Annotated in this window: 16 protein-coding genes, 1 pseudogene and 1 riboswitch; of the genes and pseudogenes, 2 read left to right on the top strand and 15 right to left on the bottom strand. The window is 44.3% G+C overall.

Annotation, left to right across the window (positions count from 1 at the left end; genetic code table 11):
- Positions 1-18: 18 nt before the first annotated feature.
- The 5 genes from BN2762_RS07360 to BN2762_RS07380 form a co-directional block, all read right to left on the bottom strand.
- A complete protein-coding gene (locus BN2762_RS07360) occupies positions 19-3,345 on the bottom strand; it encodes an isopeptide-forming domain-containing fimbrial protein (protein WP_083484798.1) in 3,327 nt (1,108 codons plus the stop codon).
- 396 nt (positions 3,346-3,741) lie between these two features.
- Positions 3,742-3,840: riboswitch (cyclic di-GMP riboswitch) on the bottom strand.
- 354 nt (positions 3,841-4,194) lie between these two features.
- Entirely contained in the window at positions 4,195-4,476 is a 282-nt protein-coding gene (locus BN2762_RS07365) for a hypothetical protein (RefSeq protein WP_055106363.1), read from the bottom strand.
- Between the two features lie 101 nt (positions 4,477-4,577).
- On the bottom strand, positions 4,578-5,177 hold the full coding sequence (locus BN2762_RS07370; protein ID WP_148499894.1) for a uracil-DNA glycosylase: 600 nt from the start codon (positions 5,175-5,177) through the stop codon (positions 4,578-4,580).
- Between the two features lie 255 nt (positions 5,178-5,432).
- Positions 5,433-7,517, bottom strand: coding sequence for a S8 family serine peptidase (locus BN2762_RS25895; protein ID WP_074048585.1), 2,085 nt, complete (start codon positions 7,515-7,517; stop codon positions 5,433-5,435).
- 401 nt (positions 7,518-7,918) lie between these two features.
- Positions 7,919-9,736, bottom strand: a complete 1,818-nt coding sequence (locus BN2762_RS07380) for a putative bifunctional diguanylate cyclase/phosphodiesterase (protein ID WP_055106364.1) — start codon at positions 9,734-9,736, stop codon at positions 7,919-7,921.
- A gap of 299 nt (positions 9,737-10,035) precedes the next feature.
- On the opposite strand from BN2762_RS07380, the gene BN2762_RS07385 reads away from it, so the two are divergent.
- A complete protein-coding gene (locus BN2762_RS07385; RefSeq protein WP_055106365.1) occupies positions 10,036-10,725 on the top strand; it encodes a Dph6-related ATP pyrophosphatase in 690 nt (229 codons plus the stop codon).
- Between the two features lie 95 nt (positions 10,726-10,820).
- Here the strand turns inward: BN2762_RS07385 and BN2762_RS07390 are convergent, their stop codons facing one another.
- From BN2762_RS07390 to BN2762_RS07420, 8 genes and pseudogenes are all read right to left on the bottom strand, one after another.
- Complete coding sequence (locus tag BN2762_RS07390; protein ID WP_055106366.1) at positions 10,821-11,258, bottom strand: imm68 putative immunity domain-containing protein; 438 nt, start codon at positions 11,256-11,258, stop codon at positions 10,821-10,823.
- Positions 11,259-11,390: 132 nt separating this feature from the next.
- Positions 11,391-13,064, bottom strand: a complete 1,674-nt coding sequence (locus BN2762_RS07395; RefSeq protein WP_055106367.1) for a DUF6138 family protein — start codon at positions 13,062-13,064, stop codon at positions 11,391-11,393.
- A 94-nt stretch (positions 13,065-13,158) separates the two neighbouring features.
- The gene (locus tag BN2762_RS07400; RefSeq protein ID WP_055106368.1) at positions 13,159-14,550 is read right to left on the bottom strand and encodes an MATE family efflux transporter; all 1,392 of its coding nucleotides are present in this window, start codon (positions 14,548-14,550) and stop codon (positions 13,159-13,161) included.
- 223 nt (positions 14,551-14,773) lie between these two features.
- Positions 14,774-14,914: pseudogene (locus BN2762_RS27550) on the bottom strand (iron chaperone); the annotation flags it as partial.
- Positions 14,892-15,212 carry an ArsR/SmtB family transcription factor gene (locus BN2762_RS07405; RefSeq protein WP_055106369.1) on the bottom strand — a complete coding sequence of 107 codons (321 nt, stop codon included), beginning with the start codon at positions 15,210-15,212 and terminating at the stop codon, positions 14,892-14,894. The gene BN2762_RS07405 and the pseudogene BN2762_RS27550, both read right to left, overlap by 23 nt.
- A gap of 300 nt (positions 15,213-15,512) precedes the next feature.
- Positions 15,513-16,616, bottom strand: a complete 1,104-nt coding sequence (locus BN2762_RS07410) for a phosphotransferase enzyme family protein (RefSeq protein ID WP_230202449.1) — start codon at positions 16,614-16,616, stop codon at positions 15,513-15,515.
- A 222-nt stretch (positions 16,617-16,838) separates the two neighbouring features.
- The gene (locus BN2762_RS07415; RefSeq protein ID WP_055106370.1) at positions 16,839-18,971 is read right to left on the bottom strand and encodes a diguanylate cyclase; all 2,133 of its coding nucleotides are present in this window, start codon (positions 18,969-18,971) and stop codon (positions 16,839-16,841) included.
- A 915-nt stretch (positions 18,972-19,886) separates the two neighbouring features.
- The gene (locus BN2762_RS07420) at positions 19,887-21,110 is read right to left on the bottom strand and encodes a Fic family protein (RefSeq protein WP_055106371.1); all 1,224 of its coding nucleotides are present in this window, start codon (positions 21,108-21,110) and stop codon (positions 19,887-19,889) included.
- Between the two features lie 1,276 nt (positions 21,111-22,386).
- Here BN2762_RS07420 and BN2762_RS07425 point away from each other — a divergent pair.
- Positions 22,387-22,932: a DUF6199 family natural product biosynthesis protein gene (locus tag BN2762_RS07425; RefSeq protein WP_055106372.1), complete on the top strand. Its 546-nt coding sequence runs from the start codon at positions 22,387-22,389 to the stop codon at positions 22,930-22,932.
- 68 nt (positions 22,933-23,000) lie between these two features.
- On the opposite strand, the gene BN2762_RS07430 is transcribed toward BN2762_RS07425, so the two are convergent.
- The gene (locus tag BN2762_RS07430) at positions 23,001-23,657 is read right to left on the bottom strand and encodes a DUF4085 family protein (RefSeq protein WP_055106373.1); all 657 of its coding nucleotides are present in this window, start codon (positions 23,655-23,657) and stop codon (positions 23,001-23,003) included.
- Between the two features lie 323 nt (positions 23,658-23,980).
- A complete protein-coding gene (locus BN2762_RS26475) occupies positions 23,981-25,792 on the bottom strand; it encodes an isopeptide-forming domain-containing fimbrial protein (RefSeq protein ID WP_222861037.1) in 1,812 nt (603 codons plus the stop codon).
- Positions 25,793-26,637: the final 845 nt, after the last annotated feature.

A 26,637-nucleotide genomic window follows, 5' to 3' on the forward strand; every position in this document is an offset into this window, starting at 1 on the left:
AAGCTCTGAGGATTTTTGCTATTCTAATACCGGCTTCTGATAAGTAAGTGCTGAAGTCGTCTCATTGGATTCAGTCACTTCCCTATCATCAGTTAATAGATTATCGTAACTTATCTGCGCCTTATTGACAATTTCATTAAAACTATCATTTAATAGGGCCTTTACTTTAAATTGTACGGTGATTCCATCCGGTAAATCATTCGTGTTCGGCAGATTCCCTAACCTGACAATGACATTCTTTCCATCGAAATGACCTGCGTCGCCATCGTCTTCATCTGTTAAATCGCCATTGCCTGGGCCATTTGTAATTCTTAACGTACCTGGAACATATTCCGTGCCTTCAGGAATAGCATCCTCAAAGACAGCATTAGCTGCTATGTCGCCGCCATGGTTCTTAATAGTTACCTCATACGTTAATTCTTGACCGGCATAGATCTCTCCCTCTGGTGAGACGGTTTTTTCCCCGACAACACATGGTCCTGTGCCAAGGAAAATATCATCTAATAAATTGCCATCACCTAAATTCCCCGATGCCGTGGCAATGGATTCAAAACCGAATCGTGTAACCGTTTGACCGGCCGGAACATCATAAATTCCAGAATAGTATCCCCACTTATCGGTTCCATCGGACATTTGCTGAATCACTTTTGTATCATTTATGTTGTTCGTTGCAGGACCTATACGGACTTGCATCGTGTCAACACCCTCGCGTCCCTTATGGGCCAACCGCCAATAAATCGTTTGTCCAGGTGTTGTTTCAACATCTTGATAAAACATACCCGTATTGATTTCTGCTAATTGATTGCCTTCTGCAGCATTAGTGATAGGACTGTCGCTGTTCCATATTTCTATTGTTCCAGTAGTATGAGTAGTTTTCCATCCTGGAACATTGTCCTGAGGAATTAGCGCCCACCAGGTTCCGTTATTAATAACCGGCTCCTCAAAGCTGCCATTAATCAATGCCACTGGTGCGGCACAGGCATTAATGTCTGGCCTTTCTATGACATTGTTGGTTACTTCATTAGATGAAATTTCCTCATTCTCATCTTTTAACAAATTCTTATATTTGACTTGTGCTTTGTTGGCTGCAGTCTTTCCTACGTGGCTTGACAAAGCTTTCACTTTAAATTGAACCGTAATTCCGTCAGGCAAGTCGTTTGTATTCGGTAAATCCCCTACATGAAAGGTTACCTTACCATTAGCAAAATGACCTGCATCATGATCTTCAGCATCCGTTAAATTTGGACCGTTAACAATTTTCATCGATCCAGGGACATATTCTGTACCTTCAGGAATGGCGTCTTCGATGACTGTGTTTGAGGCGATGTCACCGCCACCATTTTTCAAGGAGATTTCATACGTTAATTCATCACCGACAAAAACATCTCCTCCAGGACTAACAGATTTTTCTGCAGTCACACAAGGTACTGTTCCGAGAAAGATGTCATCCAATAAATTACCAAAACGTTGGTTTCCACCAGCAGCATCTATAGAGTTAAAAGCAAACCTTGTTTTTGTTTGGCCTGCTGGTACTGTATAGGATCCTGAATAATAAACCCACTCAGTATTTCCAGTACTTATTTCCTCGATTACTGGCAGCTCCTCTATAGGAATATCTGCTGAGCCTATTTGTACAGCCATTGTATCGACACCCAGAAGCCCTCTATGAGCTAATCGCCAATAAATGGTTTGGCCTGGCGCCGTTTCAACATCTTGATATAATGCCGACACTTGTTCTGCATTTAACTCAGCATATTGATTCCCGTTAGGAGGATTGATCTCCATCCCATTATAAATAAATTCCGATTTCATAATTTGAATAAATTTATCAGAAGCCGTTGTTTTCCAACCAGGAACTTCATCCTCTAAAAAATACTGCCATGCATGTTCAGAGCCTGGTGAACCTGTATCCCCCGGCATTCTTGCAGGCGGTTGTTCAAAACTACCATTAATCAGCGCCACTGGTACGGCACAGACGCCTGGAGGATTCGACGGATCAAGCGGATATACTCCAATTGAATTCTTCGGCTCATCAGGCCTGTCTAGATTGTCGCCAGTGATGACTGCAGTATTTTCAATGGTTTTACCTGCTTGTCCAGACTTGACCGTTGCTTGGAATGTAATGGTATGCCATTCGGTGTCGGTGACATCCCCAAACGTTCCGGTTACTTTAAGGTCAGCATAATGGCCTTGATCACCATCTTGATCATCACTAACTGCCTGACCATCTACTGTCAGTGTATCAGGTACGTATTCCAGGCCTTCCGGAAGTATGTCAGAGATCGTAAGATCACGAATCAAACTGTTATCCACCGTGTTTCGTGTCTGAATCGTGTATAGCAGCGTGTCTCCTACCTCCGGATTGACGGCATCCGTGTTTCCGGCCGCTTTTTCCTGAAGGGTTGCTGTTTTGCTAGATTCAATTACGGGAGGACTTGGGTCAAAATTCGGCATGACACGCGATGCTGCATCTGACGTTAATTCGATATTGGTCGAGCTCAGGAATCGATAGCTGAGTGTGTCCGGGTCGAGCTCGAACACGGTAGTGTTAGTGTTACCGGCACCTATATACATTTTTCCGTTCGGCAGGAAACTGAGTGCCCGGCTCCCAGGTGTAATTGTGCTGCCATCCAGACTTGTCATGGGAACATGGCGTAATACGGTTGCCTTTTCCGGGTCGACTTGATAGGCACTTAACTGGTCAGTAAAACCCAGAAACCAAATGTACCCATTCTCATCAAATAGAAGATCTCCTCCGTTACCCGTTGCCATGTTGCTGATGACCTTGCTGCTGTGCTGCTTCGTCGATAAATCATAATTAGCAAGATAAGTTACCCCACTAACATCGTAAAAGTAGTAATATTTATTATCCTTGCTAATCACAGCGCTGCCAGCTGGTCCTTGTAACGTTGCAACTTCAGTTGCAACCCCCGTAGGTAAGATTCTATACAATCGGCGAATTCCGCCATTTCCGGAATATGCGTAGAATACATCTTCCGTCGATGAAATCGCTAATCCATTAACAATTCGAAGGGAACTGTCAAGCGGAAGGCTCGCCTTAGGATTCAGAGCCCCCGGATTATTGCCGTCGAGCTGGTAGATGGCATTGCCGCTTGCCGCAATGACGTAAGTATCCACATCGTTAATTTCAAAAGCTGCGGCATTAGTTTGAGACGGCCCTAAAGGAAAAACACATCCCAAAACAACTAAAAATACACAAAATTGAATAAATAGACGTTTTACTGTATTTGCTCTAGTTACCGTGCGGGTAAGGTTCAATTCATCCCCCCCAATCATTGTTGTAGTTCCTGAATCACGCCGGTACTCTAACCCAATATTTGTCATCCCCCTGATAACAACAAGCCAAGCTAACTATCATCTGAAATTTATCCCTCGCGGGATTAAAAAACTTAATAGTACCTGATTTGTAGAGCTTGGTTAAGAAATGGCGTCTGTTAATATACCGCTTCTTCATTAATCGGCCTCTCGTTTGAACGGCAGCGGATACGATTAAAGAACGGGACGCAAGACGTCTCTGCTTCCTTCACCACCTCAACGGTCTCTCCTCCTAGGATGAGTATGTATCCTTCTTCTTCAAAGGCCTCTCCCCCTCGTCAATTTAACTCATCTATAGTCAAGGCCTGATGCCTCGGCTACCAATAATTAAAATTTTAAATATATACAAAAATAAAACCCCGTCCATAAGCACATGCTAATAGACGGAGTTAGTTTACCGTCGTATTCGGCAGCTGGCTGACAATAGCATTTGCTTCTTCCGCAAACACGTTAGCCCCTTTAGCTTTGCGTCCCCACTTTTCAATGGGTTTGCCTTGATCGTACGATTATATGCAGTTGAATGATTAACCTAAAAGTATAATATGGAAGAATCATAGGAAAGGTCCTAAAGTCTTATTTTTGGAGATTTTTTTCTCCATCCACCTCTTATGAGGAAGATTTTTACTTTTTCCATCAGAGATGCTCCATATCAGACCTGCTAAAGCGTCGAATTACGCTTGCATAAGTCCGAATTAATCTACGATTTTATGGATCAAAAATAAATTAAATAAACTGGCGCCGGTAAAGACCGACCCCAGTTTCTAGACTAGCTGCTTTTTTCCATATCCACTAAATGAGACTTACCCATATAACGCCCTAGGGTAGTTGTTCTTATGGCTGGTTCTAATCTGCTACGTATTATTCCTGGTCCTCTACAATCTCCTGCACCTCTTGCAATTGCTGCTTTGACAGCTCCAACTGGTCTTTATATTGCTGGACGGTATCCAAATGCTCATTGTGTTCCTCTGCATTGAAGAGTGCGTTCTCAGCATGGGAAATTGAATTGAAAGCATGCTCAACCGTTGTGTCCGCGGGGTGCGACATCGCTTGCTTCACCGCACGATCCACCTTTTGGACAGAATTGCTTAATAAAGTGCTCGGATGATCCTTTTTCCAGCTTATATCTGAATGCTTCGCCAATGGTACATCATCCCTTTCGCCAATGTGATCATGTTCTCTAGTGCATAGTATTGTAAGTCGAGCTGAAATTATACATGAGGCGAAACGGCTCTTTAGCTCATTTATGTTGCCTTCGTTGACCTTTCCTCCCATTTCTCCTTCAAGGCCTTCAGATCCTCAACAAAAAACTTCAGTAAATTCGGCCTTCTTCTTACCGCAAGCGGGTGATAGGTGAAGCCGACGGGTATACTCTCAAATTCGTGCCAACTCCCTCGCAATTCCTTAACACTCGGATTCTCCTTCTGCGGAAGCAATGCTTCAGCCACGACGTTCCCAAGCCCAAATAGTACCAATGGCTGCTTCTGTAACATCTGCAGCTGCAGGTGTGGAAGACATGCCAATCTTGCCTCAGGCTTATTGTAAGCACGGATGGGCCGGCGTTTAAGCAAGTACGTTACATAAACCGAGTTTATATCCATACCCGCTTCCCTTATGCCCAGTTGGAGGGTTTCCCGGGTACCGCACAAGAACGGACTTCCTTCCCGATCCTCCCGGGCCCCCGGATTATCCAGAATCATCATCAGCGAGGCTTGCGGATTACCTTCTCCCCAAATAACGCGGCTCCCCTGCTTGAATAGTCCGCAGCGTTCACAATGCTGAATCCCTTCGGGGGCTTGTTCTTCAGGCAAGATGATACAGGGATGATCCATTTCCATAGCCATGCAGTTCCATCCTTTCTGTAGCACGCAATGATTCCATTATGCCCACCTAGGGCAAAAACTTGTCCTCGTCTTATAAGGTGGCCCATACAGAACTAATTGTCGAAAAAGAAACGTTTTATATTTCAATGCTGCTGGAGAAGGATAGAGATGTTCAATAAACGCTCGTTAATTGATAATCACTCAATAAATAAAAGCGCCTTCCAGACGGATCTGCGAAGGCGCTCTGTGTATTTACTCCGGATCAATTAGAACCTATTATTTCTTCAACCATAATGCCGGTACGTTGGCCGGCTCCCAGCCCACCATGGAAGTATGTGCTTGAAGACACTGGTACGTAGCTCCGTTGTAAGACACTTCATCCCCAATTTTATACGCTACGCCCGGAGCCCAAGGAGAACCCGCAGGCGGCTGTGACGAATCGGAATCCGTCGTTACCGTTACGGCATTGCTTGCTGCAGACCGATTACCTGCGGCGTCTCTCGCTTGAACTGTGAACGTATATGTCGTATTGGGCGTCAGACCGGTAATCGTTGCCGAAGTATTCGTAACTGTCGCCGCTAGCGCGCTTCCTTGATATACTTCATAAGCTGTTACACCCACATTGTCCGTAGATGCACTCCAGCTAAGCGATACACTGGTGCTGGTCTTGCCTGTGGAGGTTAGATTGCCAGGTGCGCTCGGGGCCTGCGTGTCACCGCCACTGCCGCCGTCACTGAACTGAATCGATGTATTGGCTGTGCTAGGCTGATAGCCCGCAAGTGTAGTCTCGGCTAAAATTTGATAAGTGCCAAGCGCTGTTTGCGCGTTGGAGCCTATCGTCCAGGTTGCTATACCAGAGCTGTTCGATGTAGCCGCGCTGGTGACGGTTGTGCCGTTTGGACGAGTTAAGGTAAAGTTTACCGAGGCTCCCTGCAGTACATTCCCTTGCTGATCCGTAACTCTTGAAGTGATGTTGATATTGTCTCCACGTTGATACACTGTTTTGTCCGTCTGGACTGTAGTTCTGGTTTCCCGGCCCGGCTGAGGCGTACCGCCGCCGCCAGCCGCTAGCACAGCAGCGTACGCATCAACAATGCCATACCCATACTGGTCGGAGCTTCCAGCGGGCTGGGCAGTCCTCCTAAGAATATCTCTGGCCGCCGCAGGGGAAAGACTCGGGTTAGCCGATCTCATCAGCCCTAATACTCCCGCCACATGAGGAGTTGCCATCGAGGTGCCCGACAGGCTTGAATATTGACCGTTTGGATAGGTGCTGTATATATTCGACCCAGGAGCCATCACATCGATACCTGCTCCATAGTTGGAGAAGCTTGAACGGGTTCGGCTTGATGTAACGGAACCAACCGCGATCGAGCCGTTGTAAGCTGCCGGATAAGAGATACTTGCCCTTCCTTCATTGCCAGTGGCCGCTACCACGATAGAGCCTAGGCTGTTCGCTGTTTGAATCGCCTCATCGATCCCGCGATCATAGCCGCCGCCAGTAAGCGACATGTTGATGACATCGGCCCTGACATTGGCGGCGTGAAGAATACCTTGTTGAATGCCATACATCGTGCCCGAGCCGCTGTCGCTAAGCACTTTAATAGGAACCAAGGTCGCATTCTGCATGACGCCTGACACCGATCCATAACTGGCGATCGTTCCCGCGACATGAGTACCGTGCCCATTGCGGTCGCTTGTGGTGCTGTCTACGAAACTGCGGCCCAAGCTAGTGTTCACCAAATCTCTTAAGCTTGGATGGTTGCTGTCGATTCCCGTGTCCAGCACGCCAATCCGCACGGAGCTTGAACCGGTCGTAATCCCCCAGGCTTGCGAAACCTTAATCATGTCATAATGCCAACGCTGGTTATTGTGAATAGCCTGGGCTGACACATCTTCCAGTGTTTCAGTTTCAGCAGCATACATTTTGCGGTTCTCCGAGATATACCGGACCTTGAAGCCGAGACTGTCTAATATTTGGTTCAGTTCTATTTTGGCGGAATCGATCGACTCATAGTCCTGAACAGAGTACTCCACCAAATATACCAATCCCATCTTTTCTATCGCTGTAGCTCTGACATTGCTCTCCAGCGATTGCACCGAGAAGGTGCCTGCATCGTATCCGAACAATGAATCGGCAATAGTGAAACCGTTCTTTGTGAGCGAAGCTGATTTCATCAATCTGTCATCCGCACTTTGAATCGAGTACACATCGGATGGTTCCGCAATCGATACTACGAGTTGGCCTTCAATATAATCAGTTGAGCTATCCTGAGCAGAGCTGCCAAACGATACCCCTGTAAAGAGGCTTCCCACAAGGAAAATAGCGACTAACATAGAGCTTGCAAACTTCCTCATCATTAAAATCCCCTCCAAGAAACAAATGTAGCCAGTTGTACTGGTTTCTTGTCTTCTACATGATGAAATGGAGTTCGTCATGATGCTAGGAAAGCGCATTCAAAAAAATGCATATTACACCACAGTTTTTTCAGCCCTTTCCCCTGATTTCCTTGATCCCCCTTTCTCAACATCATAAATATGGAGGGGTAGTTGGATAAATTACTCTTTTTCCCCAAGTGATACTTTGCTATTGTTTTACCAGGAAATAACACCACTATTTCATGAAAAATTTCAACCGGGGGACAGATTGCGCCCCCATCCAGATATTTAGCATTGAAAGGCCAACGTTCAAATCGATTTGTTGCTTACCACTATTGGAGAGCCGATTCATCTTATCAGACTAACTATGAATATTGGTCTGCCTACTGCAAAGCTCGCTCAGGAGTTCCACGGCGAAGCAGAAGCTCTATCTCTTCAGGAGAGGAGGGGCGATGAAAGTAATAGCCTTGTCCAATCTCGCAGCCGTACTGCCGGAGCATTTGAAACTCCTCGTATGTCTCAATGCCTTCGCAGATGACTTGTAAATTCATGCTGTGACCAATATCAATAATCAGCTTGACGATCGAAGCGGCAGGGATAGCCGTTGTCAATTCCTGTGTAAATGAGCGATCGATCTTAAGAAAATCTACAGGCAGGTGCCGCAAGACGCTTAGGGAAGAGTAACCCGTTCCAAAGTCGTCGATAGAAATTCTTACGCCTTCCCGCTGGAGTTCACCAAGAATCGTGATCGATTCATTCAGATTCTGTACTATACTCTCCGTAACCTCTAGCACCAGAAGAGCAGGTTCGAAGTCTGTCTCCTCTAGGATATTCAACACCTTGCAGGCGAATTTGGGCGATTTAAATTGACGAATCGAAATGTTAACGGCTAACGCTAGATCGGGATTACCGACGCGCTGCCAGTCCTTTACCTGCATGCATGCCTCCTTAAGAACCCATTCGCCCAGCTCGACGATAGCTCCAGTACGCTCAGCCAGCGGAATAAATACGGATGGTGAGATCTGACCCAGCTCCGAATGCGTCCAGCGCAGCAGCGCCTCCACTCCCCGGATTCTGCCCGTGTTCATCTCCACCAATGGCTGGTAGTGGATGCTGAACTCCTTCTTGTTCAATGCACTCCGCAGATCATTCTCTAGCTTGACTTGACGCAGCATTTCCTCACTTTTAATAGCAGAGAAAAAACGAAACCCATTTTTTTCGCCGCTTTTCACGCTGTACATTGCCTTGTCTGCGTATTGGATCAGTGTTTCGGCATCCTTCGCATCCCTTGGATACAGGCTGATACCCACGCTAAGCGTCGAGTAAATCTGTTTGTGATCCATCTGAAACGGAGCCTGAAAGGCTTGAATGAGCATCTCCGCCAGCTCTTCGACTTCTTCTTGCTGCTCGTAAGGCATGAGCAGCACAAATTCATCCCCCGCATAACGGGCAATGAAGCATGCATGGCCGACCGTGTCATTCAGAAGGCTGGCGATGACCTGCAGCATCTGATCTCCCGCGCTGTGGCCCATCATGTCGTTAACGTTCTTAAAATGGTCGAGGTCGAGGAACATAACAGCCAATGGAGCTTCCTTGGACAACTCCTCGGCCATCCGTTCTCTGAGTAATTCACGGTTTGGCAATTTGGTGAGCGTATCGTAGTAAGCGATATGCTTCAGCTTGCCGAGAGCTTGGTTAAGCTTTGCATTTAACTCCACAATGATCGAATTCTCCTTCTCCATATTCCGGAAGTAGAATGCTAGCAATGCATAGAGGATCGTGTTGACGACAATACCGATTACGATTGGGCGGATCATTTCCATCGACTCTTCGAGCGAATAAGATAGAGTGAAATAAAGAAAATATCCTGCAACGAGGAATAGCGGTAGGGGGGATGGTAGTAGGAATGCGAGAAGAATCAACGATGTATACATTACGCTGACCAGCCTATCGAAGGATAGATCTGGGAGCGCATTGAAGAATGCGAGAAAGGCTGCAGCAGCCAGTGTATATTTGAGCGGTAACGGTCTGACAAAAATGGATGCAAAGATAATACCAATAAAGATGAGAGCAAAGGTAAGACCTTGTGAACTACTAACGGCCTTGATCAAATTCATGGAAAGAGCGATTGCCGAGAACATGATGACCATTTTCGGCGTGATATGCATAAGGCGCTTCGTCCAAACCTGTGGCAGCTTCATTGATCAACACCTCGTTTGTTTAAAGTAACTTTGTAATTCTAGACAACATTCCATATGCAACAGGTTCCCCTATTCGGTTCGTTGGCTTCATGCCTTTCATTAATTTCTAAGTGTATTGAACTCCCCCCTTGTTACACAAAACTTCTCCGCTAGCTTGAACCGATTCAAGAAAATTTCGTGACATTTATCATATTCGCGGCCTAGTACCAAGACCCCTTTTTGGGGGTTATTTTCTTTCTTAGGATCCGGTGCAAATGATAGAATATAAGAGATCAAGGAAAACGAAAGGAACTTGAGAAATGACCGGAACTTCAGATTGGAGAACAGGCGCTGATGGACATAAATTTATAGCTTCCTTTAGCGGTGGAAAGGACAGCACACTAGCCTTGTACAAAGCGATGAAGGCTGGAGAAGCCGTCGGACTTATCGTGATGCTAGAGGAAGAGGGCGACCGCTCCCGATCCCACGGCTTGCCTCCAGCGCTCTTGCAAGCTCAAGCGGATTCTATAGGATTCCCCCTATATACCGCGGCCTCAAGCTGGGCAGATTACGAAGATAACTTTATGCGCCTGCTAGCAACCGCTAAGAGTCAAGGGGCCGAGGTGCTGGTAACCGGGGATCTGGATATGCCTGCTCATGGCTGCTGGCACGACAAGGTAACAAGGAATGCTGGATTAAAGCTTGGCATGCCTCTTTGGGAAATGAATCATCGAGACGTCGTTGAAGAATTCATTCATCTAGGCTTCATCACCATTATCGTTACGGTGAATGTATCGTTAGGCATGAAAGAGGATGATTTAGGGCGGGTGCTGACTCTGGATTATGTGAAGGAGCTCGAAGCTCGCGGGATTGACCCCTGCGGAGAAGGCGGTGAATTCCATACGGCCGTCATCGATGGCCCTATATTCTCTAAGCCACTCTCCGTAAGCAAAGGAGAGATCATTCGTAACGGAGATTATGCATTCCTGCCGCTGGAGCTGGTAACATAAGAATGAGATGTCTGCATCAACAAAATGACATCAGCCCCTCAATTAGCAGAGGGGCTGTTGTGCAGCTCAGTATCTTTATGCCTTTTCTCTTCTGATCAGGAGCAGTCCACAAGCTCGGCTAATTCATAAGCCAGCGGATTACGGGAGAATTTGTACAATTCGTCCCGAAGCAGGTTTCTTTCTTCTTGGGGAGCGTCTATATAAAGCTTGCACGGCTGCCTGGCCTCATCCAAATCATGCAAATTGACATAGCCTGATTTATGACACTCCAATACAATGGCTGAGAGATCGATTAGAACAGAGCAGGCAATATCAAGCTCCGCTCGAAACGTGCCGTCAGCACTTTTTATATCAAATCCAAGGTCTCCGCCGTTTTTCAAGTCTCCCTTAGACAGCAGAACATCCAGACCCAAATCCTTGAAAATCTGATTGAGCGTCACATCCGTTGAGCCCAATTGCTCCAAATAGTCTATTAATGCCATAGAATCATCGGAACCGCCAATCAAGTCTCCCCACCATTTGCTTATGTACATGTTCTTCTCCTACTTTCTAGTAAGTATTGTAATTATTCAAATATTATAGATTTATTCTACAAGAGTCATGGGCTTTAATTATGCTTAATCCCTCAAAAGCATACTTATAATGCCGCTCTCAGCAAGCCGCCGTCAGGCTATACCTGCCGCCTTTAGCAGACGAAGCAGCAGCTCCTTGCGCGGTTCCTGCGCCTTGCGAGCCAATGCAGCCAGCTTCTCCGCCCTGCCCCAGATCGGGTACAGCACCCGCTCAGCCTCGTCATCCGACAGAGTCTCTATATGCTGCACAAATAGCGATAGCTTGTCTTCGTTTTCCAGCTCGGGCTGAATCTTCAGCTTTAGCGAATCGTGGGAGTGCAGCAGGCAGGCAGTCAAGGTAGGAGTCGAGCGTTCCGTTATGCCGTAGGTTTCGGCAAAAACAGCTGTGAACTTGTCATGCATCAGCTGATGCTCATCATCCACTAGATCCATGTAAGCTTCAACAAGCGGAAAATACCGCTCGGACGAAAGCCCCAGCCCGAACACGGCATAACTGCCTGGCATTACGCTTTTTTCATCTTCCGTATCTTCATACCATTCAAATTCGACCATTGCCTGACGTGCGTATTCCTCCAATAACGGATGCAGCTCGGAATAAGCCAGCGCATTCGCAAAAAAACGGTGCGTGTCCGACTTGGCCAGCCCCTTGATCGGCAGATACTCTCTCACGCTGGATTTTAGCTTGATTTTGTAGCTTTTCGGGAAGTCCTTCCGGAGCAGGGAGAGAATAAACGAAATCGCCCGCTCATACGCCCCGGCTTCTTCCTTGCGAATAACGATGGTGAAGAGGGAGAACACATCGTTAGCCTGGCATTCGACCAACTCATGGGACATATAGACTTCGTCGTGCGAGAAGCTGCCGCTGCCCTCCTTCAGCATGCGTGCGGCTTTGCCGCTGCCAAGCTGCTTCGCCAGCTCCAAAAAGGTATGCCCTCTAAATTTGCTGTAGTTCGGCTCATAACGAATAATCATTACCGCTCCGTACAACAGAAGGTTAATCGGCTGATTCGGCTCATCCTTATTCTCAAGAACCGCATCCGGCTTGATCACATATTCATTGGTTCTGTATTCGGAACGGGTAACGTCATAATAACGTGGCAGGAATCCATCCTCGGCCCAGCTGGTCAAAGCCCCAATGATATCTCTTCGATGCTCCGCGAGAGCTTCAACCCGCCCTTTATTCAACTCCTGAATCCGGTCAAATAAAGCAATCGTCTTTGCAGCCTCCGATTCGGGAAATAAATACGGATCCAGCAGATGACGCGCCAAAAAGAAGGTTTCCAGCGGCTTTGTCGGATAAGAGCCCTTCTCCAGCTTCTTCTCAATATAGGACTGAATTCGCTCCAGAAGCTGCTGCTTTTTCTCTTCATATACCATTTCCAGCACCGTTAATTCCACAAGCCCGTCTGTTGTTGCGAAGCTTCCTTCGAAGGTAAACCGGTAGTTGATCAATGGCGACGTTTCCAGCTTGTCCAGCCTCTCCCTGGCTATTTCCGCCAGCAGGGGCTGAACCTCATGCAGTATCTGCTCCCGCGTAAAGGGTGAAGCCTTCATCGACTTCCTGCCTGCGGAACTCCCCATAGATTTCGAGCTGTCAACCCTGGTTCTGCCCGGGCGGTAATCCAGTATGATAAAATTAAAGATCCCTACCTGCAGCGTGGTGCGCAAGACCACTTTCTCTACGTCAATTCGATTCTCCTGTTCGTCAAACCATTTATGAATGGCCGTTCTCATCTCTTCCAGCGCTTCCTTCTGAAGTTCGTTCATTGTCCTCCGCCTTTCTGCATGTTTCATCTTCTCTCAATTATTAGGGCCATCCTTCGCGGATGGCCCTTTTTGTCCATTGATAAAGTATACCTGTTTAAGCCTGCGCCCCCATGCCGTTCTCCGGGACGGAAACCGGCTTCACTAGCGCCTTCTTCTCCCAGGCACGGCTTCTCCAGCGAAGCAGCATGATCATGCCGCGCAGCCATTCGTCCACCGTAAACGCAATCCATATGCCCAGCAGCCCAAATCCGAAATGAACGCCAAGCGCATAAGCAAGCGGTACCGAGACCCCCCACATCGAGATCACGCCCATCAATACAGGAAAGCGCGCATCCCCCGCGGCCCGCAGCGAATTGATGATGACCATATTGAATGTCCGGCCGGGTTCGAGAATGATGGAAAGCAGAAAAATACCCGCTCCCGCAGCAATGATCGCGGGGTCTTTCGTGAACATGCCAACCAACTCATGCCGGAATATCGATGCTACACCCACGATAGCTAAAGTTAGCATAAAGCTGATTTTCACGCTTTTCATGAGTCTCTTGTAAGCTGCTTTCATTTCCCCCGCGCCGACCATCTGCCCGACAATGATTTCCGTACCTGCTCCGATCGCCAAAGCAAGCGCCATAAAATAGTTCGATATGTTCATGACGTAAACATGCGTGTTTAACGCAGAAACGCCGATCATGTTGACGAAACTGATGATCATGAGGTACTGCGACTGCCAGGCGAGATGCTCGCCTGCGGCGGGCAAGCCGACATGCAGAATCTGTTTTACGTAAGTGCTGTTCCAAACTACGTAATCTTTAGTACGTATCGGTGCAGGACTCCGGCGGTACAGAATGATAAAAAGAACGACGATGCCAAGCAAGCGGCTAACGACCGTGGATATGGCTGCCCCGGTCACGCCCAGCTCTGGAAAGCCCAGGTTCCCGAAGATAAGCAAATAATTACCAATAACATGAACGAGATTGACGCCCAAGGTAACAAACATCACGCTTTTGGTATGTCCGCTCGAACGGATGACCGATGAAACCGCGTAAGAGAGCGCCTCAATCCAGATGAAACCGCCGATGATCTTTAAATAATGACTTGCAATTCCGATTTGCTCGGGATTTAACTTCATCAACTGCAAGATAGGCTCCCCATACAGAAACAGGACCAGGCTGACGAGCACCCCGAAAATCAGGTTCAACGTAATGGCATTCGCCGAGATGCGGCCCGCCTCTCTCTCCCGTCCAGCGCCGATATACTGGGCAACCGCAACGCTGGTGCCGATGCCGACAAAGCCGAACATCAGAATACAGAAGTAAATAATTTCGTTGGCTAGCCCAACTGCCCCGGTCACCTTATCGGAGATGCGGCTTAGCATAAATACATCCACCGTGCCGAGCATCATTCGCAGCACGGAATCGATGAGAATAGGCCAAGTCACGGCAAAAAGACTAAGTTTTTTCCAAGATGGAATACGATCGGTTAATGTCACTGTTAACAAGCTCCTACCCTATTTTTTCTCTGTCGCTTTACCTAGTGTAGTGCCCACAATCCAACAAGTCTATAATTAAATTTACCTTCTGGGCGAGCCGCTCTGTCATCGGGCTTGAGTCAACCCGACCGTCCGAGGGCATTTCTTTGAAACTGACACCTTCCGCCAAAATGACAAAGAGGACTTTTGCTCTCCCCAAGCAAAAGCCCCTTCAAGTTTTCTATTATCTCCAAAAGGTTGTACAGTCCGCCTTATCCATAATATTATACTCGATCATCTTCTCAAGTAACGAGTAATTAATCGGTTGATCCCACGGGATCCGCATTAACTCCTTCGTTTGGTCATAGCCGGCCTTCGAAATCTCCACGCATCATATTGTTATTCCAATACTTTCTGTAGAAAGCAACCCAGTCTTCTACTTCTTTAAGCGGAGATGCGTTTAACTTATATCGCGTTTCTCTGCCGACTTTACGATCATGCACCAGACTTGCCTCTTTAAGGATGGTCAGATGCTTCGACACCGCCGTACGGCCCATTGGAAAATGCGGCGTGATCTCATGAAGCGACAACTCATCTACATCCGACAACAAATGAATCAGTCGCCGTCTCGTCGGATCTGCAATCGCGTCAAACACATCTCGTATTTGAGCAGCTTGGTTCATAGCAACCCACCAGATTTCTTTCATGTTGTATTTATTTAATCGGACACCATTTGGTGTCAATTCGATTATAAGACACCATTTGGTGTCTAGTCAACTTTATTTATGACCGCCGTTTTGTTCCGCCTATAACGATTTGAACGGTTGAAACAAAGCGAGGACTTCGTGCGTTTATGAGAGTCGCATAAATCCAAAGGCCATCCTTGGGCAGGATGGCCTTTCTATATTGCTTTTTCAACTATAGCAGTTCCTTATTGTAGCACAATCTCAGCAACCTTTTATTCAAAAGCTGCTTTAACAAGACTAAATCGTTCGTTCTTCATACTCAAAGGGTTGTTCGCACGAGTAAATTTCATGGAAGAAACCCAAATACGGGATATCATCTTCCATACACTTTATGCGATACGACAACTCCTCATCACACTCCGGATCTTCACCGTTGTTCCGCATTACCTCAAACGCATCGATAATACTTTCCATGAGAGATACTTGGATAAATAAGGGCAGCTTCTCCAACATCGAATGCTCGATATTCGTCTCGGATCTGTATCCCGCAAGGACGGTTTCAAAATAATCATCCATGAACTGTTTGCGTTTATTGGAGTCTGGTTCAAATTGTATCCAGCCCACTCCGTGTGTCCAAAGACCTGCTAGGTCAAACATATACCAGCAATAACATGAATTATCGAAATCATATACAGTGATTTGCCCAGTATCAAAATCGATCGAGTAATTCCCATCGTTGTAATCAAAGTGGATCATACCATAAGACTCACGGTTCCTGTCCAATCCTCCTAAGGTTCCTAAGAGCTCTAACAGCTTATCCTTCAGCAAAGGTAACGAGTCGGGGATCAGTTTCTCGATATAGTCGGCATTGTATTTGTCAAAAAAACTATACCTGCGATGAACGGGAGTATACCCCTTTGATATTTGGTGCAGTTTCCCCAGGACTTTACCGCAATTATAATAGTATTCAGCAATCGGAACGCCTTCCCGGTACTGATAATGATTTTCTACGAGCAATTTTCCCTTCGCCTTTTTAAACAGGCAGATAAAGAAAGTATGATTATTATGAGTAACCTCTTCCAGCAGATTCCCTTTCCGAGAGCTGACAACATCCGAAACACTTCCTCCATGCTCGGATAAATACCTGATAAACTCTACTTCTCCCAGAAAATCCTCCTTGCTCCTGTCAGGCAAGAATGCAATTCGGAGTATTTTCGCGTCGCCGCCCTCTTTCTCAAAAGCATATACAACGTTCCGTCCGCCGTCATGTGCCGGTATCCGTTGAAATTCATAACCTTCCAATCCGTACAACTCTGTTACTAATGGAAGTAAATATGCATCGCTGATTTTAACAACTTCGCTATAATTTATAAATATCTCCTCCAGTCCAAATTTTCGCAACGACTTCCCGATTGAATGATAACCACCTTATTTAACATTGATCCATCCTCCTTTTAGTTACCTTATACTTACCTGAAAGTTCCACCAGGTTCTAGGGAAACTTTAAATATAATAAAACTGTAAACTAAACCCCGAATAGATCACATCCAAGTGAGCCTTTAGAGAAAATAAGGCAGTTTAAATTGTACGGCGAATGACGAAGGGCACTCTAATCAGAGTGCCCTATCTACCGCCCGTATTTCCTTCTTGATATACAAATACGTAATTCTTTCCTGAGTTTTTAGCCTTCAATAATTCTTTATCAGCATAATTAATGATTTGCTCTAAGGTATGCTTCTTTGTACTTAGGTTAGCTCCCCCTATACTTACGGTAATAGGAATGGGTATCCCTAGAGCTGATGTTATAACGGCCTTCTCAACATTTTTTCGGATAGCCTCTGCTTTTTGAATACATTGCTTTAGGGCTTCATCGGGAATTGCCACCATAAACTCTTCCCCCCCATATCTGCCAACCCTATCCTTTTCTCCCACACTAGCTTGAATCAGATCCGCCACAGTCTCTAGCACCCTATCTCCTTCCTGGTGCCCGTAAACATCATTTATTCTCTTAAAATTATCCACATCAATCATCAGGATACATAGTGTTCTATTTGTGTTATTGCTTTCTTTAAGTTGCTCGTACATTTGGGTTGTTTCTTCAAACAACTCTTTTCGATTAAAAACTTTGGTTAACACATCATACTTAGAAGCATACTCTACTTCCATATATAGTCTAGCATTCTCTAATGCAATCCCTAGATAATTAGATAGGGTCTTTAATGTACTCAGGTCTTTTAAGTTAAAGGAATCTTTCTTATAAGCTTGAGTACTTATTACCCCTATGACCTTATCTTTCATAATAATAGGTACAAATATAAGAGAGTAGGGTATTGTCTCTACTACGTACTCCTTTTTCTTCCTTATCTTCTCCAGGTATTCCTTAAAATTTTCAAAATAACGGCTATATTCCTTTTCAGTATCTTTAATAAAAATATCCTGCTTGTGCTTGACACTATATGCCCAAAAGCTATCTTCGATTATAGACATAGGCCCTACAACCAGACGTTGCCCCTTTTCGATAGACAACTCATTGTAAAGGACCCCTTCCTCTTCGTTATATATGCCAATTTGAACAATATCCGCTTGGATCAAATCCTGTATTTCTTTAGCAACAATAGTAAAGATACTTTCCTTATCCAAGTTAGACAGGATATGCTGACCCACACCGTTCAATGCTTCAGTCTGATTATAGAGGAACTTGTAGATTTTCCCCTCTTCCTCTTCTCTTTTTCGATTCAGCATTTCCATACTCTCAGCACTGCGAATAGCCTGCATTTGTTTTTCTAATTCCATATGCTTTTCTAAATACGCATAGGCTTGTTCATAATTCCCCAGTCCTTTAAAGCCTTTGCTCATATTCAAATACACTTTATTTAAATTCCTTATAGATTTGGCCTCTTTTATCCCTTCTTCTACTTGCTGCAGCTTATCAACTGTCTCCTTATATCGGCCCTGTACCAAATCCAGCTCTGCCCAGTACAATAGCGCATCTTGAACATACAGCTGCGCTCCTCCGGCTTTCGCCATTTCTACACTCTTGACGAAGTATTCTTCTGCTGTATCGTAGCACCCTTTAGTCGCGTAAATATGAGCCATTTCCTTTAACACATTGGGTACCATTCTGGGAATATATTCCTCTGCTAACTCAAGCGCCTTCGTGATATACACGATTGCCTGATCTGGATCGCCCAAGTGGTTGCAGCATTCAGCTTGATTCGTGTAACAAGCTACTTTAAAGGCATTGCTATAGACACGAGGGATGTTTACGATCTGATCCAATAGCTCCTTTGCCTTTTCATACTCATCGATCTCCATATACAGCGCGGCAAGGTTTCCTTTGATTTGAGTGAGCCGCTCATAGTTACCCACTTTTTCTGCAAGCTCTATGCCTTCCATGCCATGCTCAATGGCTTGGGAAAGCTTTTGCTGTACCGAGTAACCGCTTACAAGAGCGCTGCAAGTCGCCAATTGGCCATCTATATTGTTATTCTCTTTAAAAATATGATAAGCCTCTTCATAAAGATTGGTCGCAGCTTTAAAGTCTGTGGAATCAAAGCATAACCAGCCCTTATGATAAAGAATCCATGGGTAAGCACAGGTCAACATTTTATGTTCTCTTACAAATGTAATAGCTGCTTCGTAGGCTTCTATTGCAACTTTAGACTCCGTTCCTCTTAACTTTTCACATATTTTGACGATGTAATTTTCATCATCCTTCAACTTGATTAGTTCTTTGTTTAACTCCTCCAGCAACATGTCATATTCACCTAGTTTCTCAATCGTAGTAATCTTGAAATCTTATTAGGCAACTTTACTCATTTGGGGCAGCGAGGAGGTACAAATAAGAAACGGCGTTAAATAACATTAATGGATACTCTTGTATAAGCGAAGAAATTGACTTAATTCACTCTATTATAATGAATAATTGGGAAGTGTATAGTGTTTTTCCTGTAGGAGAGAGCAACATTTTTATCCGAGCATTATTGGAGGCTAGATTGCAATCTTGTAAATCTTTTTAACCTCATGCCATCATGACCATAATATTGAAACTAAAACTTTAAGCCCCCTTGCCTTATCATGAATTCGGCATCCAGGCCGGAGAGGTTACCTATTGATTAATGCTGCAATGGAGTGTGTACAAAGAGATCCGGTGGTCAAACGCCTATTCAAACGACACGTGGATTTGCTGGAGCAGACTCTGCAACAGGCGATTGTGACGGGAGCTTGTTACGAATGTTCACGGATCGGTTATAAGCCTCGGCGTCGTCGTCGGCTCATCCATCGGAGGACTGGCCATTGATGCCGGATATGGGCCCCACTCTCGCTTATGGGTAGGTTTCATTTTTTGCGATCCCTAGGCCTGATCTCATTGTTTCCTGACTTAAAAAGAGCTAAGGTGCTAACCATCACGATAAAAAGCAAGTTTTAATTTTTCCATTCGATGAATGTACTTAATAAGAGTTGTTTGCACCAGAACGAATATCGATGAAAAGTAAGAAGGAGCTTGTCGCGACCACACCATGGAAAATGGCAGGTGGTTTTCTAGTCAAAATTAACTAAGAACCCCTAGGACCCAAAGGTCGTAGAGGTTAAAATTAATTCTGCTTCAGAGGCCCACCAACAATTCTCGACATACTCACAACCAACCTTTTTTCACCGGAAAAATGGTTATCATTCTTCGAAATATTTTCTCCTGACGCAGAAATATGCAGGTCTTTCTCCTCTTTGTTCTACCAACGACAATTCAAGAAGATCTTTAACTATTTTTCTGATTGTTGCTGCTGACTTTTCAAATATACCAGATAGTTCTCCTGCAGTTAGTCCACTACTAGAATCAAAGAAATGATTTTGTGCTAAAACGAACATCAAATCCCTATGACCCTGGGGCACATTTCCTAGAATCGAATCGCTATTAATCTTTTTAAATGCCATATTTAACAACTGGCTTTTTTCTTTCAATTCTGCATTCATCTGCTTAAGAGCCTCTATTAATATTTCCAAAAAAACTTCAATAAAACTATTCATTTCACCTCTACTTCTAATACTGTTTGTTATCTCGAAAGCCTCAAGATATTTTGTTTTATATTTATTGCAACCTCTAGATAATGATAATGTCGAAATATTACCCAAATCCTTTGACAAGTATAAACTGCTAATAAATCTAGATGTCCTCCCGTTCCCATCATAAAATGGATGTATGTACCCAAAATAATAATGACCTATTGCCACTTTGATTATATTGGGTACCTGAAGATCATCACTGTTCATAAATTCCAATAATTTTCCCATTAATTTATTGATTTCTAGTTCTGGTGTAATTCCCTGATGTATAACCTTTCCACTACCTGATTTTTTTAAAATGTAAGTGACATCTTTTCTGAATATTTCCCCATCAGGAAGTTCTTGTGGGTCAATTTCCCCTTGTGTAATATCATCATATATTGTTCTAATGTCCTTAGGCGTTTTGGGATATTCAAAATCATCGAGTAGACGAAAATATGATTTAATCATACTCTCGAACCTTTTCTTTGATTTCCTATTGAATAGTATATCTTTGGTACTCCTAACAATTTCCTCTTTACTACTTCTTATCCCTTCTAACTCGTTTGTGTTATACAACTCCTCTGAAATACATTCAATAATAAACTGTTTTTGTGCTACTTTAGGAAGATTCTTAAAGGTTGTGCCAAAATCCATCGATATTGTGTAAAGTTCTGTGATCAGACTTATCATTTTGTTTGTAGGCACATAATATAATTCATAAATATTGGCTTGGTCCATGGGTTTTATATATATCCCAAGCCTTATGGTTGAAGGAAAGTTAAATCTTTCTTCATAAGCCCTATTAAATTTACTAGCACTGCTTTCATAAAATATTTTATGCAGATATCTCATTAGATCACCGCCAATTTAATATATAACAATAATATATGCATACTAAACTGGTAATGTCCATGCCTATGTTAAAAAAAACGTCTATTTCTTAGCATAGGAATACCTTTTTATTTCCTGATGTTAGCTCAACACTTTAATGTTAGCACCACAGACACATCGACCATTCCCATTTTTCTTAATTATCACTTCTCTCTTACATGAAGGACAAACAACTTTCATAAATTAACACCTCTCCTTTCAAAGTGTTAATATTTTTAGCATGGATGTAAGTTGTTATACCTCTCGACCACGTTTTTTTCTAAAATCATATAATTTACGATCCCGATATTCGCCCTACTTATAATAGTTCAGCGTAAGACCTATAGAGCGAAATTGAAGGCAATGTACCAATGCTATATATTTTTGATTATGCGAATACACAACCGATCGATTAAGTTTAGCGATTTAGTATGCATTTTTCAAATGATGGGTATAGAATTATCGGGCTTGGCTCCGCCTACCGATAAACGTTCCTAGCTTTTGAATTGGACATAATGAGCCAGTTCTTTGCTTATGAGGGTCTTAAAAATCTTTGAGGAAGATACATTCTTACTTGAACGACTGGAAAAAACGCTCTGTGCGAGTGTTTTCTATTGCCCGGTCTTTGCCATCCATCGAGACCTTCACTCCTGCCTTCTTTAGCAGTTCAAGATAATCTAGCGTGTTTGATAGTTCATAATCGGTGATTTTTCGACTGTATCAGTCAGATGATATTCTACAGGTACATAGTAAGGGTCCCATCGATCCGGTGCATGATTTGTACATTTTCTTGGCTCTCACGTTGCTCCTTTTTAGAGCGATATACGCTGGTTTTGTTGATACTAAGAAGGTCAGTGTGGCTCTTGATCGTTATCTCTGCATTGTCACGCTCGACCATGGCTTTACTTGCTTAGGGCGATTCATTTAAGACCAGACTTTTTTAGCCAGTCGATCTCAACTGTAAGTTGGCCACCAGCTCTCTAGATGCTCTCGTACTCCTTTCCCACTTCGTCAACTTCAATCACCTTCTTCTCAGACACTTAGAAAACTTCCAGCAGCTAATCATCACGGGACTAAGCTCATATTTAGCAGCAATTTCGTTCACAGTTTGCTCCTTCCGGAACACCTCCAGCACAACCTTGGTTTAAAATCTGGTAATTGATAAATTCAATGAGTGTAGGGAGGGATTTACATACGAGAAACATTAATAAATGTTTTTCGTATTAAACAGTATAATTAACAATATGGGTGTGATTATTTGACAGGGTTTATAGGAATTGTAGCCATAATAATAGGATTGATTATCGTAATTTGGCCTTACTTTGCTTGGTTTTTACAACTGGGATGGATGCTTGAAGATTCGAAGCCAAGTGATTTAGTATTAAGTGTTGAACGGATTTTAGGTATTATCTTTGTAATTGTCGGTTTTATACTGATTGTTTCAAGTTGCTCCACTGGAAAAGGAGAAGACGATAAATGGTTAGAACAGTTTAAAGAAAAACTTGAGGCAGGGCAAGTAAAAGAAATCAGTATCGGTATGATTAATCCCACAATATTAAGCGAGGAAGAAACAGATACTGTTATCAAAATGATACAAGATGCAGAACTTAGACCTTTTGATTCAGGTAAAGCTTTTGGAGCAAGCGCTACTGGGGAAATTACATTTATAGACAAGACTAGTGTAGAAATAGTTATTTTCGGGGCATCTGGAGGGATCGAATTGCATCCAGATGCTACTAAGAAGGAGTATGAGATAGTGAATGAAGATTTAAAAAATTGGTTTCATACAAATTATGGTGATTAGTAGCATCATTATAATGTTATAATCTACAACTAACTACTTTCATTCGCTGAATCAAGTTAAATCCTGGATTATGAGATGATCTCTATAGTAACGTTTGTAGCTAAAATGGTGAACTCCATTAAAGGGCCATCTAACAACACATGAAGTTCAAAACCTGTCTCCGTGAGGTATACTTCATCGTATAGCCAGACACTGCCTTCTCTTAAAGTAGTTGGCTTCATCTTCTGAACTCCCGTAAAGGTTAACCTAATATCCGTCAAATAATGATAGCCGCCTCTACAATCTAATGTCATGACTAACGTACCCTTCGAAGGCATTTCAAATGAAATTACTCGTGCATCGTGTAAGGTCTTCTCCACCAAATTAATCACATTCTCGGGAAGTGATTTTTTTATAGAGTTATAGTTGTTCCGATAGCTTTCTACTCTTACTTCCGTTTTCTCATCATACTCCAATACCCATTGGTCAGCCATTTCTCTAAGTTCTTCAGAAGGAAATTGTGAATTTAACGTTCCATCCTCAATGTAAGGATGAAAGTGTGCCGGGAGATATTTAAGTAAATCAGTCTTTCTATTCTCTAAGTTGCTCTTACAAATTTCTTTAAAGTTCAGACCCTCCGATTCATACCAAGCAATATCATCATCCCATTCTTTTTTCGTATCAGGAAAAATCAAAAAGCTTCTGATCTGCGCTTCTTCATACCATGCTTTAGTAAAATATTTCATTCGTTCCTCCTATATCGCTCACTCCCTAAACATACGGATTAACATACGTTTTGTTGCGCTATCCTGCCCGTTAGCTTAAAGCCAGATCAAGCAAATCTTGATACATATTTCATATTTATGGCCCAGAGCTAAGACCCCTTTTTGAGGATCATTTACTTTTTCAGGAGGTACGTAATGAGAATCATCAAAACAAATCAGGACATTACTGCTAGCGAAACAAAAACATTACCACCAACAGCGCCGGGAAACATCACCCGATTTCCATACCAAAAATGAAAGCAGGCCCCTCTGTAAGCTTACAGGGGGCCTGCTTTCACCTATCCTTATGCCTTTTTTCTTCTAATCAGGAACAGTCCTGCAAACAGCATTATGCACCCAGCTAGTATATAACTGTACATATTTGTAGCCGTATTCGGCAACTTGTTACCCTTGCCTTCGCTATCTCCAGACTCTACATACGCCGAGTCGTTCGAAGTACTGGATTGGCCAGACTGGCCAGATCCATCCGCTTCACCGGCTGCAGCCGATTCACCAGCTCCGTCGGTTCCCCCGGATTGGCTCGAGCCTGGGGATCCCGTATCCCAATCTTCCTCGCCTGGATTCACATTACCGGAAGAAGCTCCATCCTTCGGATCTCCTGGGGTACCAGGGATTTCTGGGTTGCTTCCGCTGCCGCCATCAATAATAATCTCTTCACTCGGACGATTCGGAGTAATCAGGTTGTCTCCATGGATTACACCAACATTCCTGATGACGTCACCCTGTTTGCCCTGAACAATCTTCGCCTGGAGCTCTAGCGTATTCCAAGCCATATCCGTTACAGTTCCGAATCTCGCTGTGACCGTTCCATTCGCATATTCGCCTCTGTCGCCGTCGGCTTGATCCGTTACAGCAGCACCGTTCACCTTCAATGTGCCCGGCACATACTCCAGCCCTTCAGGGAGCTGGTCCGAGATCACCATGTTCGTGACTTGGCTGCCTGCAACCGTGTTGCGGGCGCGGATCGTATACTCGATCAAGTCACCGACTTCAATGCTGCCTCCGTTCAGGTCCCGTGCAAATTTCTCAGATTCAAGCACCGGAGAGCGCGGCACATCTACTGAACCGCCGCCACCACCGTTTCCACCACTGTTACCCGGGTCTACCGGTGGGTTAACAGGAGGATCGACTGGATCTGTCGGTGGGTCAACGGGATCTACCGGGTCGACCGGCGGATCAACGGGTGGATCTACCGGAGGATCTACAGGATCCACGGGAGGGTCGACGGGATCCAGTGGCGGATCTGGCTCGGGCTCAACGACGAACTTCTCCGTCGGCTCGCCAGGCTGAACGATGTTGTCACCTTTCACCAGCGCCGTATTTTGGATCATCTGACCGCCTTGTCCTTTTTGAATCACGGCCCGGAACTCCAGCTCATGCCACTCCATATCTGTTACATCGCCAAACCAGCCGTAGACTTGCCCTGTCACTGCATAACCCGCGTCGCCGTCTTGCGCATCAGTGACGGGCTTGCCGTCCACCTTCAGGCTGCCCGAAACGTATTCCAGACCTGCCGGCAGCGTATCTGTAATCGTCAGATTCTCCAAAGCGCTATCGTTGACCACCGCTCTCGTACGAATCGTATAGGAGATAATGTCCCCGACTTCATACGTAGCTTTGGTTACATCCAAGTTCCTTACCATTTTCTCCGATTCAATCTGCGGATTCCGTGGATATACTTCCACTCCTACGCGTGGCTTGTCCGGCGTCTCGACATTATCACCAGCTACAGTGGCGATATTGATAATATCCTTACCCGCTTGTCCAGGTTCTACGACTGCCTTGAATTGAAGCGTATGCCAATTCGTATCGGCTACATCTCCGAATTGTCCAGTCACTTTTCCATTGGCATAATGACCGCTGTCGTCCCCTTCTGCATCTGTTACCGTCTGTCCATCTACTATTAACGTACCTGATACATACTCTATTCCTTCCGGAATGATGTCGCTGATCGTAAGGTTTTTAATAAGACTATTATCCTCTGTGTTTCGAGTCTCAATCGTATACGTGAGGATATCTCCCACTTCTGGATTCTTCAGATCTGAGTTGCCATTTGCCTTTTGCTCAATTGAGGCAGTCTTTTTGGACTCGAGCACAGGAGCTTTATACTTAAACTTCGCATAAGCTTCATTGCTGCTTTTTGGTACATTATCAACCGTCGTTATCGCTTTATTTGAAACCAATATATTCCCATCTTGATCCATGTATTTTCCGTAATCACTTGTTAAATCTAATGCGCCCTTCATTGTAATCGTATACTGTTGATTATAAAAATTCGCGTTTGAAAGCGTAGCATTTTTTGCTTTGATGGATAATTGATGGTCTATAACAGATATGTCAAATAAGCTGGATACGTCATCACCGATAGTATTTTTGATTTCTATGTCGTTCTCCTCGATGAGTAATACATCATCCAAAACATCCGTTATCTCAAATGACTTATAATAATTAATTGGATCTGCATAAGCGACTGCCTGAACGATTTGGTAAATGACTTCTCTAGGATTTGGATACTCGTTTTGGCCTACCTTTTTATCTTCTACCGTATACCCAAACTTTACAGGTCCAGGAGGTTCAATTCCAGTTAGACTAAAATATCCTATACTTGTACCATGATTTGATGGAAAAACGTCTACTCTACCACGGTAAGTCTGTGTAAAGGTAATGGTGGATGTTGGCTCATAAACTATAGTTATCCTGGTATCAGGTGTGCCGGTTCCTCCTGGTGTAGTTCCTGTGACGAACAGAGGTTCACCTTTAGAAATTCCATTATCATAAAGGACTGTAGAACCATTAATTGCAAATATATCTCTTATCGGTAAATCAAACAACATAGTTTTTGCCATATTAATTGCGTTATAAGACATATATCCTTTTACTTCGATCGGTTGCCCAGTTTCTTGTGATAGAAAAGTTATTTTACGAGTCACACTAGAAGGTG

This window comes from Paenibacillus ihumii, from assembly GCF_001403875.1.
GTDB lineage: Bacteria > Bacillota > Bacilli > Paenibacillales > Paenibacillaceae > Fontibacillus > Fontibacillus ihumii.